We start from the raw sequence: 17,936 nt of genomic DNA on the forward strand, positions 1-17,936 counted from the left end.
TTCGCCCAGGCACGCCTCCCCGCCCCTTCCGCGCCGCTACCCTGACTCGCGGGGGCGAATCCGATGACGCACGACGGCGTGACCGAAAACAGCAGGGAAGAGGCCGACCGCCGCCAGGTGCACAACGAGATCCGCGGCGGGACCTTCGGCACCAGCATCCAGATCGGGACACTGAACGGGCCGCTCCAGCTCGGCAGGGCCGCCGAGCAGGCACGGGCCCGGGCCGCCGTGCCCGCGGTCGTCCCCGTGGCCCAGGCCCTGCGCCACCCCTACCTGCTGGGCGTGCACCGCCCCATCAAGGAGGCCGAGGGAGGACTGCCCGCTTATGTGCCCCGCGCACACGACCGCGAACTCACCGCCCGGCTGACCACCGGTGACCCACCCGTAGCCGTACTGGTCGGCAAGTCCTGCACGGGCAAGTCCCGAGCCGCCTACGAAGCGGTACGTGCTTGCTACCCGACCTGGCACCTGGCCGCCCCCACCGGCGCCGAGAGCCTCCTGGCACTGCTGGACAGCGACACGATCACCCCCCGTACGGTCCTGTGGCTGGACAACCTGAACCTCCACCTCCTGGGCGAGGCCGGCGAACAGGCCGCCGAGCGCCTGCGCCACTTGCTGGCCCGACCCGGGCCCGTGGCCGTCATCGGCACCATGTGGCCCACTTTCTGGCACGGCATCCGCTCCACCGCTGACGGCGAGAACAGACACGCACAAGCACGCGCCCTGCTGCGCCTCGCGGCCCCGGCCATCGACGTGCCGGAGGCGTTCACGTCCGCCGACCTCACCCGTGCCGAGACTCTGGCCGTCTCCTCCGCCCCCCTGGCCGCGGCCCTGGACGCCCACTCCGACACCGGATGCCTCGCCCAAGTCCTCGCCGCGGGCCCTGAACTCGTCACTCGTTACCACAGCGCCGACGCCTCCACCCGCGCGGTGCTGACCGCCGCACTGGAGGCCTGGCGGCTGGGCTGGACCACGCACCTCCCGCACGAGATGCTCCGCGCCGCGGCCGCAGGCTACCTCCCGGACGGCACAGCACTGCCCGACGACTGGTTCGACCAGACCATCGCATACGCCACCGAACCCGTACTCGACGCGGTGGCCCCGCTCACCCGCGTACGGCTCACCGGTGGCCCGCCCACAGACGGCTACGCCGTAGCCGACTACCTCGCACAGGAGATCACGCTCGCCAAGCCGAACTGTGGTGGGCCGAGAGAGCTGTGGGACAGCGCCCTGGCCCACGCCCACTACGCCGATTCCGCCTCGTTCCAGGAGCTGATCACGAGCGCCGTGCAGCGCGGCCTGTACCGGTACGCCCTGCGACTGTGCGGCGCGGCTGCGTCGCGCGGGGACGCTCTCGCCCAGGTACGAGCACTCACCGTGCTGGGGCACATCGGTGAGGAACAGCTGGAGCGGTTCACCACCCGCCAGAAGTGGTTGCTGCGCCTCATATGGGGGTCGCCCTGGCTGTTGTACGCCGTCGGCTTCGCCGCCTTCAGCCGCCGGGCCGACCTTGAGCCTGGGCAACTGGTCGGCTCCGCCGCTGTCTTCGCCGCGGTACTCGGCGAGCTGCAGTACCGCACACGCGCGGACTCCCGCAGGCGGCTGGCGTTCATGCGCAGGAGGTCGGAAGTCGACCACCACAGAACGGCTGTCGCGAGGATGCGGGACGGCGATGTCGAGGCGACCCTCGCCTTGGCCTCGGACTATGTGGACAGGGCTGACTGCGGTGCCGCACTGGCCTGCCTGCGCCGCTTGGAGGTGCACGACTTTCGCGACGAGCCGGACGACGACCTGCCGCGCAGCCACTGGTACCCCCTCTTTGCTGAACTCCTGTCCCTCACCGGCCAGTACGACGAGGCCGAACGCCTGTTGCGGGCGGCGCTGGACCCGGGCTTTCCCTCGCTCAGGCAGGACATGACCGAATTCCGGGTCGACTGTACGGGCGCGTTGCTGGGCGTCCTTGCCGCTCAAGGCCGCACTCAAAAGATGGAGGAGATCCAGGAGCGGGCGCTGCGGGAGTTGCCGAGGGAAGCGGGCCATGACCTGGCCCACATCGCAGCGACGATCGCCGCCGGAGTGACCCCCACCAGCGGGCCGGCCACCGAGGACGCTCTCAGACGGGCCTGCGCACGCGGGGTGCGATGGTCGGTGCTGCGGCTCCTGCACCACCTGCGCCGGACCGGGCCGGCAGAGGAATTCGACCACGTACGCAGATTCGGCCTGGAGCCAGGGGGAGCGACCGCCGCCCCCTGGGGGCGCGAAGTACTCTCTCCCCAGGAAACACTGGCCGTGTTCGACGGGATATGACCACTCTGCCGAGGTGGGCGCCGGAAGGGCGGTCGCCGGCCGCGTCGGGTGCGGCGGCGCTGGTTGCCCCGACACAGCCGGAACCGGGGCCGACGTCCGTGTGCGGCAAGCCGAAGGAACCCTCGACAGCCCGCCGATGAAGGACTGTCTGCGCCGGGGGCGGAACAGTCCCTCCCCGCGGTGGCCAGTTCCGGCCTCACGCCGCTTCCCCTGTGGCCGCTACATTCACCTCCGACCAGGCATGTACACGACCAGGGGGAATGGGCAACGATGCGTTCCACAGGACCTGTCAGCCGCATCGGCAGATCGCGCACGGCAGTCACCGCTACGGCGGCCGTCTGGGCAGTCACCGCCATGGGCCTTGCCGCCTCACCGGCTGCCGCAGCACCCGCCGACACGACGTCCACCCGGCCCGGCGACACCTGTACGGCGGCCGACCTCGGCACACGTCACCCGTACATCAAGTCCACCGAAGTGTCCCCGACGATCACCCACTTCAAGGGCTGGTACGTCACCGAGGGCACCACCGGCAACCAGACCGTCACGACCAGCACCCAGACGACCATCACGGTCTCCGTCGGGCTCAACAACACCATCGAGGGCGGTTTCGCCACCGAGGCCCTCGGCAAGGCCGGCGTGAGCGTGGGCCTGAACGTCAAGGTCGAGTCCTCCTCCACCAGCAGCGAGTCGAACTCGGTCGCGTGGAACTTCAACCAGCCCGGCTACTACGGCGTCTACAAGGGCACCAAGAAGGTCACCGGCACCTACGGAAGCCTCAACTGCAACCGCGTCCAACAGGGCGACGGCAGCTGGGCGTTGAAGTGGGTCGAGGGGCCCGGCGGCGGCAGCTTCACCACCTACACCACCCTTGAGGAAGGCGCGGTGCGCTGCCAGGACCAGGTGCCCGCGGGCAGCATCATGGCCAAGGCGCAAACCCTCCTCGACTGCGGCTCGGCCGCCGCCAAGGCCGCACACCCGGCGGGCGCGGTGACGCCGACGGCGAAGCAGAAGCAGGACCGCCTCGTGCAGCAGCGCCAGTCTCTCGCCAGCGGCACGTCCGCCGCACAGCCCAAGGCCACCGGGCGTGGCGCGCGGGCCGCCCTCGACTGCCAGGCCGAGGTCTACAAGATCGCCGTACCCGGCAAGCCCCTGTCCTGGGGCGCACCGATCCTGGCGGCCGACGCCGTCCGGCTGCGACCCTCGTCGATCTTCAGCGCCCACCTGGACAACTGGCGCCTGTGCAACGTGACGGAGAGCAACGGCGTCATCGAGGCGACCCTGTGGAACTGGGGCATCGGCGGGTGCGCGACCATCGCCGGGCAGAACCCGGCCGCTGAACGAGCGGCCGTGACGACGGCTTCCTGCACGGAGGACGACCTCCAGCGGTTCTACATCTACCGCGACGTACCCGGTAGCTCGAAGGTCGGTGTGCAGAACAAGTACACCGGCTCCATGATGGGCCACGACCGGTACGCGGACGGGGAGTTCATACGCCAGTACTCCGGCGGCAGGCAGGACGGTACGGGTACGTACGCCCTGACCCGGGTCTGACACCCCACAGCCCGTGAGCGGCCCCGTACGTCAACCCCGGCTTCCCGGCTTCGTGCGGGGCTGCTCCGTGTCCCGTCCCTGCTCCGAGCCCGGACTCGGGTACCTGGGTGCGTCGCTCGGTCGTCATGCCCCGGCCCGCGCCCGGCTCTCACGCAGAGCCGCGCATCAGCCATTGACCCACTGTTCAACGGCTGTTGAGCAGTGATTGACAGCCATGCCGGACAGTCCTCCCACCGGTCGCCGCAGGGGTGGCCATCAGGTGAGAGGCAGGGGAACGGCGGTGGCGCAGACGCAAGAGGGCGGTCTCGTCGCGGTCCTGCGGGCCGAGTTGACGGCCGCTGCGGCGGCAGGGGCGTGGGAGACGCGGGAGGGTGACTTCTGGTACCACGTCGAGCCCGTGAACCACCGCTACCGGCTGCAGGGTTGGAAGCTCCACCTGTCCGCCGTGCCGGACAACGCCGAGGAAGTGCTGCGGCGTTCGGCGCGGGAACTGCTGCCGCTGGGCGTGCCGTTCAAGTTCATCGGCACGGCCGAACGGCTGCGCCGGTCACTCGCCCGCGACTACCAGCGAGCGGCCGGAGGGAAGTTCCTCACCGTCTACCCGGACAGCGACGCGCAGTGCGTGGACCTTGCCGAGGCGCTCCACCGGGCCACCGAAGGGCTTGAAGGACCGGCGATCCTGTCCGACCGGCGCTACCGCGAGGACAGCCTGGTGCACCACCGGTACGGCGGCTTCGCCGCCCTGCGGGAGCTGGACGACGACGGGCTCTGGCAGGACGTGCTCGTGGCGCCGGACGGCACCCTGACACCGGACGAGCGCAGCGCCTGGTTCGCGCCGCCGCCCTGGGCCACCGACCCCTTCGGTCCGCTCCCGCAGGAGCCCGCCGCGACAGGCGAGTTGCTGCTCGCCGGACGGTACCGGGTGACCGGGGCGGTCCGGCACTCCAACAAGGGCGGCGTCTACCGGGCCGAGGACCGGCAGGGCGGTGCGCCCGTAGTGATCAAACAGGGGCGGCCCTGGCTCGACGTGGAGGACGACGGGCGGGACGTACGGGATCTGCTGCGCAACGAGGCAGCCGTCCTGAAGCACCTGGCCCCCTCGGGCGCGGTGCCGCGCTTCGTGGAGACGTTCGATCTCGACGGGCACCTCTTCCTCGTGCAGGAGGAGATCGCCGGTACCAGTCTGCGGGACCTCGCGGCCCCCGTGGACGCCGCCGCCCGGCCGCCGCTGAGCCGCGACCAGGTCCTCCGGCACGCCCGGTCCCTCCTCGCCCTGGTGAGCTCCGTACACCGGGCAGGCGTGGTGATACGCGACCTGTCGCCCGCCAACGTCATCGTGCGGCCCGACGGGCGCATGGCCCTCATCGACCTGGAGGCCGCCGTACTGCCCGGCGGCACGCCGGGCCGACTCGCCACGCCCGGCTACGCCGCCCCCGAACAGCGCACCTCAGGTCCCGACCCGGCCGCCGACCGCTACAGCGTGGGCATGCTCCTCGCGCTGCTCTGCCTCCAGAGCGAGCCGCTGATGGCACCCGGTGGAGACGTGGGCACGTGGCTGCGGCAGGCCGCGCGAAACTTCCCCGTGTGCGGGGAACTCGACGCTGCCATAGCAGGGCTGACGCACCATCAGCCCGAGAGGCGGTGGGATCTCGCGAGAGCGCGCACCGTCGTCGCCGCGCTCTGCGCGGCCGCCGCGCCCCAGGCCGCCGCACGCCCCGTACTCGTGGACGCACAGCGGCTCGATCGCCTCGTAGAAGGGTCGCTCAGCCACCTCCTGTCCGGCATGACCCCGGACGGACCGGCCCTGTGGCCGATGAACCCGGCCGCCGGGAGCGCCGACCGGGGAACGCTCCAGTTCGGCGCCGCCGGAATCACCGGCACCCTCGTGCAGGCGGCGGCCCGTCCGGCCGAGGCGGGGCCGTGGGCCGCGGACCTGGCCGCCCGCCTCACCGACGGACTGCGGGAAGCGGCACGCTGGTACGACCGCAGGCTCGACGCGCGGCCCGGACGACGGATCCTGCCCGGCCTCTACGCGGGACACGCCGGGCTGTGCCTGGCCGCGTACGAAAGCGCGCTGCGCGTCGGCGACGAGGTGACCTGCCGCCGGGCCCTCGCCATGGCGCGCCGCCTGCCGGTGCGCTGGACCACCCCCGATGTCTTCCACGGCACCGCGGGCGCCGGGCTCGCCCTGCTGCGCCTGCACGAACTGAGTGCCGACCCCGAGCCCGCCGAGCGGGCACGCGCCTGCGCCGACGGCATCCTCGACGCCGCCCGCGAAGCCGACGGCGGCGGACTGTGGTGGCCGTCGGCGGCGGGCGACTCCACCGGCCCGTACTTCGGTTTCGCGCACGGCAGTGCCGGGATCGGCACGTTCCTGCTCGCGGCGGGCGCCGCGCACGCCGACCCGGCGTACACGGACGCCGCCCGCCGCTCCGGCGACCTGCTGGTGCGCGCGGCGGTGCGCGAGGACGGCGCGGCCTGGTGGGGCGAGGGGCCGCAGCGGGCCGACCGCCGCCTCGCGCACTGGTGCCACGGGGCGTCCGGCGTCGGCACGTTCCTGCTCCGCCTCTGGCGGGTGACGGGCCACGAGCCGTACCTCACCCTGGCCGAGGAGGCCGCCGTCGCCGTACGCCGGGCCGCACCGACAGCGCCGCTCGGCGCGTGCCACGGGATCAGCGGGGACGGGCAGTTCCTGCTCGACCTGTACGAGGTGCTCGGCCGGACGAGCCACCGCACCTGGGCCGGGGAACTCGCCGACGCGCTCGCCGCGCGGGCGGGCACGGCCGACGGACAGCCGGTGACGACGGGCGACTGCTGGGAGCGCCCGTACGCCGACCACGCGACCGGCACGGCGGGGGCGCTCTCGTTCCTGATCCGGCTGCGCCACGGCGGACCGCGTCCCTGGCTCCCGGCCACCCACCCCTGACCCACCCCTGATCCGCCCCTGATCCACCTGGCCAGGGGCCCCAGACCCGCCGTGCGCCGTCCGGCCGCGGTGGCACCGGTCTCCGCCGAGCGGCGGAGACCCCGACAAGAAGGAGAACCGGACATGACCGGCTCGCAGATGCTCGACGCCCTGAACCGCCTGCCCCAGGAGGAGACCGCCGCTGCCGCCTGCGGCAGCAACAACAGCCGCCCGCACACCATCTGATCCCGCTGATCCTGGGTCAGATCTGACGCGGGACCGGGGGTGCGGTGCCCTATCCCCCAGAGCGCCGCACCCTCCCCGCATCCTCCCCGCCCTCCGCACCGGTACCGGCAGGAGCGGAGGGCGGGGAGGAACACGAAAGGACACCGGCATGCGGATGCCCGGACCCCCGAGGGATCCGGCGGTGGGCAGGTTCCTGCTCCGGGTCGCCCTGTACGCGCCGTACCACCACGCGGGGTTCGCGGCGGCGGCCGTGCTCGGCACGGTCACCGCGCTGTGGATCCCCGCCGCGCTCGCCGACGCGCTCACCCTGTCGGACACCGGGGCCCGGGTGCTCCTCGGCGTCCTGCTCGCCGCGGACGTGGCGGCCACCGTCCTCGCCGGGTTCACCAAGAACTCCGCCGTCGCCCGCTGCACCGCCCGCCTGCGCAAGGAACTGGCACAGCGGCTGCTCGCGGCAGGTCCGGAGGCCACACGCCGTTACTCGGCGGGCGACCTGGCCGGGCGGTTCGTCGCGGCGGCGGAGGGCACCGCGGACGCCTGCTTCACCACGGTCACCCTCCTGGTGGGGGCCGCCACCTCCCTGGGAGCGCTGGCCGCCCTGCTGCTCATGGACGAGTGGCTCGCGCTGGTGTTCGCCGTCGCGATCCCCCTGACCGTACGGGAAATGCGGCGCACCGGCGCCGCCGCGAGCCATCACCACACCCGCTACCAGCAGGAACAGAGCACCCTCACAGGGCGCCTCTCGGCCGCCCTGACGGGCCTGCGCAGCATCCGGGCCACCGGCACCCAGCAGGCGGAGGCCGCCCGGATCCTGGCGCCACTGCCCGCCCTGACCGCGGCGGGCCGTGCCACCTGGCGCGTCGAGGGCGCGGCCGGCCGCCGTGCCGGGCTGCTCCAGGCCGCCGTGCTGGTCGCCGTCATGAGCGTGGTCACGTGGGACGTCGCGGCGGGCCGCCTCGCACCGCCGGACATGCTGACCGCCGCCGGGTACACGGCCCTGGCGCTGCGGATCACCGACCAGGTGTCGACGTCGGCGTACCTCGGCTACATCCACGCCAGCGCCCGGCGGGTGCGCGGCGTCCTGGACCTTCCGCCGCGGCCGCCGTCCCGGGCAGCCGCGCCTGCCCGCTCCGGTGACCTGGTGTTCCACCGCGTGCACGTACGCGACGACCACGACGAGGCCCTCCTGGACGGACTGGAGCTGACCGTGCCCGCGGGCCGCTCGCTCGCCGTCGTCGGGGCGGCCGGGCCCGCACTCGACGCGGTCGCGGCGCTTGCCGCGGGATTGCTGGTCCCGCACGGCGGGAGCGTGCGCGTCGGCGGTGAGCCGGTGCGGGCCGGAGATGTGGGATACGCCTTCGCGCGGCCGGTGTTGTTCGGCACGACACTGCGGGACGCCCTCGTCGCCGGGCGCCCCGAGGCCTCGGACGCCGAGGTGGAGCGGGCCCTGCGGACAGCCGGAGCGGCGGACTTCGTACACCGACTGCCGCACGGCTGCGCCACACCGTTGGACGCCCTGCCGCTGTCGGGCGGGGAACGGCAGCGCCTGGGCCTCACCCGTACGCTCGTCCACGACCGTCCGGTGGCGGTCCTCGACGACGCCACGTCCAGCCTGGACACCGTCACGGAGGCTCAGGTCGGCCGGGCGCTCGACGCGTCGATGCGGGGCCGCACCCGCCTGGTCGTCGCCCACCGGGCCGCCACCGCCGCCCGGGCCGACCTCGTGGCCTGGCTGGACGGCGGGCGGCTGCGGGTACTCGGCACGCACCGGCAGCTGTGCCGACTGCCGGAGTACCGCGCCCTGTTCACCACCCGGTCCACCGCCGACGAGAGGGCGGGCCGATGAACGTGCTGTACACGGACCTGCGCCGCCACCGACGGGCCGTCGTGCTGCTCCTGCTGTGGTCGGCCGTGGACAGCCTGCCCGCGCTGGCCGGTGGCTGGTGCGTCGCCAAGGCCCTGGACGAAGGGGCCCTCGCGCACCGGCCCGGCAGCGCCGCGGCCTGGCTGCTGGCGCTCGGCGGCGCGTACGTCCTGCGCGCCGCGGCCTCCTGGATCACCACCCGGCACCTCGCGGACGTCGTGGAGCCGCTGCGGGACGCGTGGCTCACGCGCATCGTGCACGCAGCCCTGGCCGACGGTGGCTCGGACGCGGCCGTGGCCAGGGTGGCCGGGCAGGCGGAGAGCGTCCGCCGACTCACCGGGACGCTCCTGCTGAGCCTGCGGGACGTGGTCCTGTCCCTGGCCGCCGCGGTCATCGGCCTCGCCGTCCTCGCGCCCCGGCTCGCGCTGCTCACCCTGGTCTGCGTGGCGGCCGCCCTCGCCCTGCTGGCCTGGCAGCTGAGACCGCTCGCCGCGATCCACCGGGACGCCGTGCGGGCGGGGGAGGCGCTCGCCGCGGAGACCGGGAGCACGGTACGGGCGCTGCGGGACATCGCGGCGTGCGACGCCGGGGCCCAGGCCCTCACGAGGATCGGCGCGGCGGCCGACCGGCAGGCCGCGCTGACCCGGGCGCTGGCGCGGGCGGGCGTGGGCCGGGGCGCGGCCGTCGCGGTCGGCGGCCATCTGCCGGTGGTCCTCATGCTGGCCGCGGCGCCCTCGCTCACCTCGGGCGGCACCCTGACGGCCGGGACCCTCGCGGGCGCCGCGACCTATCTGTACACCCAGGTCACCCCGCTGCTGCGGACCCTGGCGCAGACGGCCGCCTCGGTGGGGCTGCCCCTTGTGGTGACGGTACGACACCTGACCGGGGTCACCGGCCGCACCGCCGAGCCCGTGCCCGACGCGCCGACTCCTCCGCTCCCGTACGGACAGACCGGCCTGGAGCTCAGGGACGTGACCTTCGCCCACGGCCCTGCCTCCGAGCCGGTCATCGACAGGCTGTCGCTGTCCGTTCCCCCAGGACTGCACGTGGCCGTCGTCGGGCCGAGCGGAATCGGCAAGTCGACGCTCGCCGACGTCATGGCCGGACTGACCCCGCCGGACTCCGGTGAAGTCCTGCTGGGCGGCCGCCCGTTGGGGGGTCTCGCACCCGGCACCGTCCGCCGCACCATCGGCCTCGTACCTCAGGAGTCGTACGTCTTCGACGGCACCCTGCGCGAGAACCTCACCTGTCTGCGCCCGGACGGCGTGAGCGACGCGGAACTGGACCGATCGGTGGCGGCCCTCGGCGCCACCGCCCTGGTGACACGCACTGGCGGCTACGGCGCGCGGGTGGGCGACGGAGACCTCACCGCCGCCGAACGGCAACTCGTCACCCTGCTGCGCCTCTATCTCTCCCCGGCCCCGCTGATCATCCTGGACGAGGCGACCAGCGCGCTCGACCCGCTCGCCGAGGAGCAGGTGGAGCAGGCGTTCGCGAGACGGGAGGGGAGCCTGGTGGTGATCGCCCACCGGATGAGCTCGGCACTGCGCGCGGACCGGGTCGTCGTCCTGGACGGCATCCGCGCGACGCAGGGCACGCACGACGAACTCGTACGGTCCGTACCCACCTACGCGGACCTGGCAGGCCACTGGCCCGCGCGCGTCGGCGGTGATGCGGGGGCGGGCCGCTCCCCGCGACCGCGGAACTCCTCGCCGATCCCAGGGACATGACGCGCGCTCTCAGGCTACGACCCGTTCGGGCGGGGGCCTCGCCCTACCGGTGCGCGGCGCGCCCCGCTAGCGTCGCACGGTGGCCGACTCATACGCGGAACTCGCCCGGCACTACGACCTGATCATGACGTCGGGCTACTACGACTACGACGCCTACGCGCGCGAGTTGGCGGCGGGCATCGGCGATCGCCGGGACGTCCTTGAGCTGGGGGTGGGGACGGGGCTGGTGTGCGAGCGGCTGTTGGAACTCGCTCGTACAGGGCTGCGGCTCACCGGCATCGACCACACCCGGGGCATGCTGGCCCGGGCACGAGCACGGCTCGGCGACCGGGTGCGGCTCATCGACCAGGACGTCGTCAGCGCGGCGTGGGGACCCGCGTTCGACGTGGCCTACTCGGTCGGCGGGGTCTGGCTCTGGCTCGCCGGCCGGGACGGCGCCCACCTGGGCAGCCACCTTCTGCGGGACGACGAGAACGCCGCGGGGCTGGAACGTCTCGCCGCCGCTCTGCGGCCGGGCGGGCTGTTGCTGCTGTCCGTCCAGGAAGCACATCGTTCCTCGGAGCGGTCGCTGCCCGGTGGACTCCGCTATGTCCAGCACGTCCAGGACGGCGGCAACGGGCGGATCGTCAAGGACTACTTCGTCCTGCGGGACGACACCGTGCTGGCACACCAGCACTCCACCTACCGCGTGTTCCCTGAGGAGGAGGCCGGTCGGCTCCTGGAGCGGGCCGGGTTCCGGCCACTGCCCGGACCGGGCACGGGCGCGCTGTTCCGCCAGTACGTCCGTACGTGACCGGCCGGCTTCCCGTCCCGGCAGCGGCCGCCCCCCGACTCGCGGCACGTCGGCCGCCGCCCTCGACACGCCCGCGGCCGGTGGTCGTTCACGTCACGAGCAGCCGGAGGCCGAGATCTGCCGCGTCGAGGTCGGCGAGGTCGGCGTTCCGCTCGGCCCACCGGCCGGAACGCAGGTCGTCGCCGAGGCTTCGGACCGCCCGCCGCTCGGCCTCTGGCCCGACCTTCGTCCACACCGACACCGCACGGCGCACGTCCTCCTCCAGATACGCCTCCGGTCGGCGCCAGTACGCCTCGAACAGGCCGTCGGCGCAGTCCCAGGGGACGGGCACCGGCTCGGCGCGGGCACCGATCGCGTCGGCCATCGCGGCGAGCGAGGGGAACTCCGCGAGGACGGCGGCGAACTCGGGAAGGTAGTCGCGGGTGAGCCAGAACCGGTCCGGCCATCCGGGCTCGTCGGTGTCGAACGTCAGCACCACCACGCGGCGGGCCACGCGGCGCATCTCCCGCAGCCCCGCCATCGGGTCCCCCCAGTGGTGAACGGTGGACACGGCCATCGCGACGTCGAAGGACCGGTCCTCGAACGGCAGGTTCTCCGCGGCGGCGACCACGCACGGGGCCGAACCGGCGGGCCGCTGCTCCCGCATGACCGCCGAGGGCTCCACCGCGGTCACGTCGCGATCAGCGGGTTCGTAGGAGCCGGTGCCGGCCCCGACGTTCAGCACCGTCCGCGCGTCGCCCAGCGCGTCCCGGATCCGCTCGGCGATCCGCGGCTCGGTACGCCTCGTCGCGGTGTACGCGCCGCCGATCGTGTCGTACAGCCGTGCGCCCAGCATCTCCAGTTGCTCCTCCGGTGTCACCTTCAGTCCCTTCGCCCGTGTCGTGAGTTCCCTGTCGATGGCCGCCACCATGGCGTCGGCGCGATCGCGCCGCTCCACCAGCAGGCCGCGCAGCCGGCGCAGGCGCGCGACGGCGTCGGTGGACGGGTCGCCGACCAGTTCCGCGACCTCCCGCAGCCCGAAGCCCAGCCGCCGATAGGCCAGCACTTCCCTGAGCCGCTCCACGTCGCCCGCCGAATACGCCCGGTACCCGGCCGCGGTCCGTGCCGACGGCCGGACGAGCCCGATCTCGTCATAGTGATGCAGCGTGCGGACGCTCACGTCGGCCAGCTCGGCCACGCGCCCCACAGTCCAGTGATCTTTCACGGCACCGACTATGCGGCCTGACGTCACGTGAGGGTCAAGAGCCGTCTTCATGCGGCGTGGGAGCGCCCTGGGCGGGCTCCTGTCCGGGTGCTGGTCTTGTGCATCGGCTGCGAGCTGGTGACGGTGGGGTCATGCGGCCCGGGCGGGCCGCGTGGGGAGGGGCATCGTGAAGCACGATCTTGGCGAGCTCGGACGTGTGGGCCGTCTGCTGAGTGAGGTGCTCGGCCTGTTGGAGGGCGAGCGGCGGCGCTTGGAGGAGAGGTACGGGCCGAACCCTGGTGGGGACCACTCCGCGGGCAGCCCGATGCAGACGATGCACGGGATCAGGGATCTGTGCGAGGGCGTGCGCAGGGCACTGAAGGGCGTCGCCCTGGGCGTCGGGTACATCTCGCTGGGCCTGGACGCGGAGGCCGACCACGCGGTGCGGATGGTCCGCAAGGGCATGCTCGCCGTGCCGTCGGGCGTGGACCGGATGGCGCGCCCGCTGGGCGAGGACGTCGTACGCGCTCTGGAGAGTCTCCGTGACCTGGACGGCTTCTTCGACGGGGACCTCGCGCTCGAGGTGGACGTGGCTCTCGCGGCACCGCAGGCGACCTATCCGCCGGACGACTGGGCGGAGTACGACCGGCAGCGGCGCACCCGGCCCGACTGACGGACGGCCCGCCCCACCCGGGGCGGGCCTCGTCAACGCGGGCCGGTCCCTACGGCTCACTCCTTCAGGCTGTAGAAGTGCAAGGGGGAGTTCGGTGTGAAACCGATGCGCGGGTACACGGGAGCCCCGGCGACGGTCGCGTGCAGCGTGGCGCGGGTCAGCCCGGTGGCGCGGGCGCCCTCGTGCAGCGCCTTGCGCGTGACCGCCTCGCCGTAGCCCCTGCGCTGCCACTGCGGGTCGGTGGCGACGAAGGCGACGAACAGGCGCCCCTGCGCTTCGACCGTAGCGGCGCACGCCACCGGCACGTCCCCCCGCATGGCCAGGTAGGCGTACATCTCGCTCTTCCAGCGCGCGGAGCCGACCAGGCCGACGCGGGCTTCCTCCAAGGGCAGCCCGTAGGCGCGTGCTTGGAGGTCCGCGTAGGCCCGCAGGTGCTCGTCGGTGCGCACCCGCACGAACGTCAGGTCGGGGTGGACCGGGTCGGGGACGGGCAGCAGGTCTCCGGCCATTCCCGTGCCGGGGAAGGCGTACTCCAGGCCGGCCTGCTCGGCCGCCGTGGTCAGCGCGGCGCGCGCCTCGCCATCGAGGAGGTCCTCGAAGAGCCACAAGAAGCCCGGGTGCTTCTTCGCGCGCATGATGCCCGCCGCCTCGCCCAGGCGTCGTGCGGCGAGAGCGGCCCCTGTTCCGGGCTCGGTCAGGGTGACGCAGTTCCAGAACGCGAAACGGGAGTCGGCCCAGCGGACGGCGATGCCGGGGAGGTCGCGCACGTCCGCGTCCGCGGCGCGGTCGAGCACCATGGCACGCCAGGCGACGGCGAGCTGCTGTGCCGATTCGATGGACTCCGTGAGGCCGGTCACCGTACTCCCCTGGGGCGTTGAGGTCGTTGAGGACGTGGCGGCTTCGGGGCCGGGAGCGGATGGCTCCGGCGCCTCGGGGCCGCTGGGAACCGCACGCGCGGCTCGTGGTGTCGCTGCCATCAGATGATGCCTTCGAACTGCTTGTCCTCGGTGGGGGAGCTGGAGCGCGGCACGTGGTAGGCGCTGCGTCCGAAGCGCCGCCACAGGGCGGCGATGAGGAAGGCCACCACTACGGCCACGGGCGTGTAGTTGAAGGTGGTGGCGGTGATCGGGCTGCTCTGCGGCAGCAGGAACAGCACCGTGACCGCCCCCGCCCACACCACCGCCACCCAGCCGATCGGCCGGCTCCAGCGGCCCAGGTGCCACGGCCCCGGGGAGAAGCGGTCGCGGTGGAGCAGCCGCAGCAGCACCGGGATGGCGTAGGCCGAGGTGAATCCCACGACCGAGATGGCGGTCACCGCAGCGAAGGCCGTCGAGGAGTAGAGGGACGGCAGCGCGAGGACGAACGCCACGGCGACCGCGAGCCAGACCGCGTTGGCGGGGATGGCGGTGCGGCGGCTGACCTTCTTCCAGAGCGCCGATCCGGGCAGGGCGCCGTCCCGGGCGAAGGCGTAGATCATCCGGCTGGCGCTGGCGGTCACGGTGTAGCCGCACAGGAACTGGGCCACGATGATCACCAGGAGCAGGGCCTTGGCCGCGGCCATGCCGAGGGCGTCCAGCAGGATCTGCGCCACGGGCACGTCGGTCGGGCTGTTGAGGGTCGCGGCGTAGTCCTGGATGGCGAACAGCAGCGTCGCCAGGAGTATGCCGCCCGCGATCCAGGACACCGTCACCGAGCGGAAGATCCCGCGGGCCGCGGCGACGGAGGCGTGGTTGGTCTCCTCGCTCAGGTGGGCCGAGGTGTCGTAGCCCGCCAGGGCGAAGACCGGCAGCAGCATGCCCAGCAGGACCACGTACACCGGGGCGCTCCAGCCGGTGTTGTTGGTGAACTCGGAGAAGACGAAGCCGGCCGACTGGTGCTCGGAGGGCACGAGCGCGAGGGAGCCGATGATGACGACGGCCCCCGCCAGGTGCCACCACGCGCTCACGGACGTCAGGATGTTCATCAGCCGGGTGCCGAAGAGGTTCAGGGCCGCGTGCAGCGCGAGGATGACGGCGTACAGGGCGAGCAGGGAGCCCGGGGTCGGCGTGTAGTCGAACTGCAGGTTCATCCACGCGGCGGTGAACGTCGCGATGCCGTAGTCCTGGGCGGCGATGCCGCCGAGCAGGCCGAGCAGGTTGAGCCAGCCGGTGTACCAGCTCCACCGCTCGCCGCCGAGCTGGCGGGCCATGTAGTACAGGCCGCCGCTGGTGGGGTAGCGGGAGGTGATCTCCGCCAGGGCCGCGGCCAGGCACAGCACAAGCGGCCCGACAGCGAGCCATCCCCACATGATCACCGCGGGGCCGCCCGAGTTCAGGCCGTAGCCGAACAGGAGCAGGGTCCCCGACATGATCGAAATGACCGACAGGGAGGCGGAGAAGTTGCCGAACGCCCCCATCCGGCGGTGCAGTTGCTGGGTGTAGCCCAGCGACTGGAGGATGCGCGCGTCCTCGCCGTCGTCATGGACAGGGTTCGGCCGCTGGCGCCGTGCTCTTACCGAAGTCATGGGTTCTCCGCACAGGAAGGCTGAATGAGCTGAAGGAGGGCGTGCAGGCGGGGCGCTGACGGGCCGCCGACGGGGCGTGGCGGCGCCCGCCGCGGGGCCGGGCCGACGGTCATGGGTGTCTTCCCGGGGGCCGCGGGTGGGCTCTCAGGCAGGCGTCGCGGTCCTCCTCGAACGCCTTCTGCCACTGGTCCCTGGGGTACCGGGCGTCGTACTGCCACGGGGCGGGCGTGGCGAAGTCGCCGATGGCGTCGAACACTTCGGATGCCCACTGGGCGAAGCCGCCCCTCGCCAGCGCGTACGCGAGGTAGTTGAGGTCCAGCTGGGAACTGGTGGCCGGATCGCACGTCCGGAACCAGCCCTCGAACGCCTTCGTGATGGCTCGGGTGGTGTCCTCCCTGGTCCACAGGAGGTTCAGCGTGACCTCGGCACCCTTGTCCCGGCGCTCCCGGTGCTCCTGGACGCGGGCGTAGAGGGGCAGCAGGAGCAGGGGCGAGTCGGGCGGAGCGAAGGAGACCGCCCAGCGGGCGAAGTCCGTGGCGACCGCCTGGCGGCCCGCTGGACCCGGGTGTGCCTGGAGCGCCTGGGACATGCGGTGCCACGCCTCGCGGTTGAACGGATCCCGGCGGTGCACCTCCCCGAGGAGCCCCCATGGCCCGCGGGGCAGCAGGTACTCATGGGGCGGCGGAGCCGTGTGATGCTCCGGGTAGCGTCCCTGGGTGTCCGTTTCGGCCAGGGCCAGACGGCAGATCCAGGGCACGGAGTCGTCGGGATTTCCCTCGCCCGCCCTGTGGCACGCCTGCCGGGCGCGGTCTGCCAGCGTCTCCAGGTCCCGTGCCTGCCGGGAGTCATGCGCCTGGTGCCCGCGGTGGGCCTGCAACACCCGTTCGGTGGCGACCCTGGCGTACATCACCCGGGCGGCGAGGCTCTCCGGTTCCTCTTCCAGCCATAACTCCACGACGTTGTTCTGGGCCGCTACGACGCCGAGGACCTGCGTACGGGACGTCCACTGCGGCCAGGTGCCCGTCCGGGCCAGCACCTGCCGCATCTGCATCCAGTAGCCCGCCTGGATGTCCTGCACCGCCGTGTAGAGGTCCCGGTCACGGCCGGCCGGGTTCGAGCTCGCCATCAGCGCGCCTCCCGGCCGCGGCCGTGCGCCTTCGGCTGGCTCTCGTGGGTACGGCGTCCTGGCGGTAGGGCCTCCTTCACGTGGCAACCGGCCGGTTCGGACAGCGCTGCCGGAACGTGACGGCCCGCCCGACGGACAGCAGGCCGTCGGCTTCTCCGTGCGCGACCCGGTGGCCCGGCGCGCGGCCCGACCGCGCGGCGCTCGCTCTGCGGCGGCCCGCCGGGCAGCAGCCAGCGCTACGGTTCGCCGGTTGGTGTGAGCACGACACCGAATGGTGTGCGCTGGCGGCCATGGGCGGAGGGCTCCTCGGGCAGTTGGGGCGGGGTGACACGGCGGTGCGAGGACCGCGGGCTGGGCGGACGGACAGGGCGAGGACGGCTGTTGGCTCATCTCCCGCCCGACGGTTATCGCTCTTGGCTGGTAGCGACTGCCTGACAGGTACTTAAGTGCTTGGAGAGGCGCATGACCAGAGGATTCCAAAAAATGCCCGGCTGCTCAGCGGCAGGTTTCAGCCATTCCGTGAGCGAGCGTCACTATCAGTGACCGGCCCCGCCGACCGTGACCCCCAGAGGGCGGGCGGCCGCGGTACGGGAGCTCGCGCGCGTGTACTCGCAGGCACGGGAACGGGGCCGCTGCCTTCCGCGGAAGCGGTTGGGCCCCGCTGACCTGGGCATACACTGCTTTCGGCCCTGAATGCGACGTCCCGCACGCAAGGCGGCGGCGCCGGTCGGCGCGCCCCGCGGACGGGCGGCCGGGCAGGAGCGGGACCGGCCGCGCGGTCCACCGCCGCGATGCGCGACTGCTCACCATGAGCGCGCTGATGTTCATCGCGCATCCGCCAAGACTGGCTGGACAATGCTTGTTCGTCACCGATGGTGGGGGTCGGGCGGCGAGGAAACGGTCGCGCTCGATGTCACGAATGAGGCTCCCTGAGGTGCGCTTTGGTCGACATCTCGTGACGTGTGGTCAGAAAGACATGATCGCAACGGAATCCGAAGCGGGGGAGGGGGCGGGCCCGCAGTCATGCGTACGTGACCCACGCCGCTGCGATGTCT

Annotated in this window: 11 protein-coding genes; 7 read left to right on the forward strand and 4 right to left on the reverse strand. The window is 72.9% G+C overall.

Going from position 1 to position 17,936, the window contains the following annotated elements; all coding sequences use genetic code 11:
* Positions 1-78: 78 nt before the first annotated feature.
* From AC5WAM_RS40965 to AC5WAM_RS40990, 6 genes are all read left to right on the forward strand, one after another.
* The gene (locus AC5WAM_RS40965; RefSeq protein WP_495520833.1) at positions 79-2,307 is read left to right on the forward strand and encodes a tetratricopeptide repeat protein; all 2,229 of its coding nucleotides are present in this window, start codon (positions 79-81) and stop codon (positions 2,305-2,307) included.
* Positions 2,308-2,577: 270 nt separating this feature from the next.
* Positions 2,578-3,858: a hypothetical protein gene (locus AC5WAM_RS40970; RefSeq protein WP_495520834.1), complete on the forward strand. Its 1,281-nt coding sequence runs from the start codon at positions 2,578-2,580 to the stop codon at positions 3,856-3,858.
* A gap of 280 nt (positions 3,859-4,138) precedes the next feature.
* On the forward strand, positions 4,139-6,784 hold the full coding sequence (gene lanL / locus AC5WAM_RS40975) for a class IV lanthionine synthetase LanL (RefSeq protein WP_495520835.1): 2,646 nt from the start codon (positions 4,139-4,141) through the stop codon (positions 6,782-6,784).
* 406 nt (positions 6,785-7,190) lie between these two features.
* On the forward strand, positions 7,191-8,855 hold the full coding sequence (locus tag AC5WAM_RS40980) for an ABC transporter transmembrane domain-containing protein (RefSeq protein WP_495520836.1): 1,665 nt from the start codon (positions 7,191-7,193) through the stop codon (positions 8,853-8,855).
* A complete protein-coding gene (locus AC5WAM_RS40985; protein ID WP_495520837.1) occupies positions 8,852-10,603 on the forward strand; it encodes an ABC transporter ATP-binding protein in 1,752 nt (583 codons plus the stop codon). Before AC5WAM_RS40980 ends, AC5WAM_RS40985 begins: the two co-directional genes overlap by 4 nt.
* Positions 10,604-10,682: 79 nt before the next feature.
* Positions 10,683-11,396, forward strand: a complete 714-nt coding sequence (locus tag AC5WAM_RS40990) for a class I SAM-dependent DNA methyltransferase (protein ID WP_495520838.1) — start codon at positions 10,683-10,685, stop codon at positions 11,394-11,396.
* Between the two features lie 88 nt (positions 11,397-11,484).
* Here the strand turns inward: AC5WAM_RS40990 and AC5WAM_RS40995 are convergent, their stop codons facing one another.
* The gene (locus AC5WAM_RS40995) at positions 11,485-12,582 is read right to left on the reverse strand and encodes a MerR family transcriptional regulator (protein ID WP_495523759.1); all 1,098 of its coding nucleotides are present in this window, start codon (positions 12,580-12,582) and stop codon (positions 11,485-11,487) included.
* Between the two features lie 184 nt (positions 12,583-12,766).
* Here AC5WAM_RS40995 and AC5WAM_RS41000 point away from each other — a divergent pair, with 184 nt between their 5' ends.
* Positions 12,767-13,252 (forward strand): hypothetical protein, encoded by a 486-nt coding sequence (locus AC5WAM_RS41000; protein WP_366791753.1) that lies wholly within the window; start codon positions 12,767-12,769, stop codon positions 13,250-13,252.
* Between the two features lie 56 nt (positions 13,253-13,308).
* Here the strand turns inward: AC5WAM_RS41000 and AC5WAM_RS41005 are convergent, their stop codons facing one another.
* The 3 genes from AC5WAM_RS41005 to AC5WAM_RS41015 all read right to left on the reverse strand — a co-directional run bounded on the left by AC5WAM_RS41005 (position 13,309) and on the right by AC5WAM_RS41015 (position 16,881).
* On the reverse strand, positions 13,309-14,109 hold the full coding sequence (locus AC5WAM_RS41005) for a GNAT family N-acetyltransferase (protein ID WP_495520839.1): 801 nt from the start codon (positions 14,107-14,109) through the stop codon (positions 13,309-13,311).
* Between the two features lie 119 nt (positions 14,110-14,228).
* Positions 14,229-15,755: an amino acid permease gene (locus tag AC5WAM_RS41010; RefSeq protein WP_495520840.1), complete on the reverse strand. Its 1,527-nt coding sequence runs from the start codon at positions 15,753-15,755 to the stop codon at positions 14,229-14,231.
* Positions 15,756-15,864: 109 nt separating this feature from the next.
* Positions 15,865-16,881 (reverse strand): hypothetical protein, encoded by a 1,017-nt coding sequence (locus AC5WAM_RS41015; RefSeq protein WP_495520841.1) that lies wholly within the window; start codon positions 16,879-16,881, stop codon positions 15,865-15,867.
* Positions 16,882-17,936: the final 1,055 nt, after the last annotated feature.

The sequence above is a fragment of the Streptomyces sp. JLYT201 genome (genome assembly GCF_059448825.1).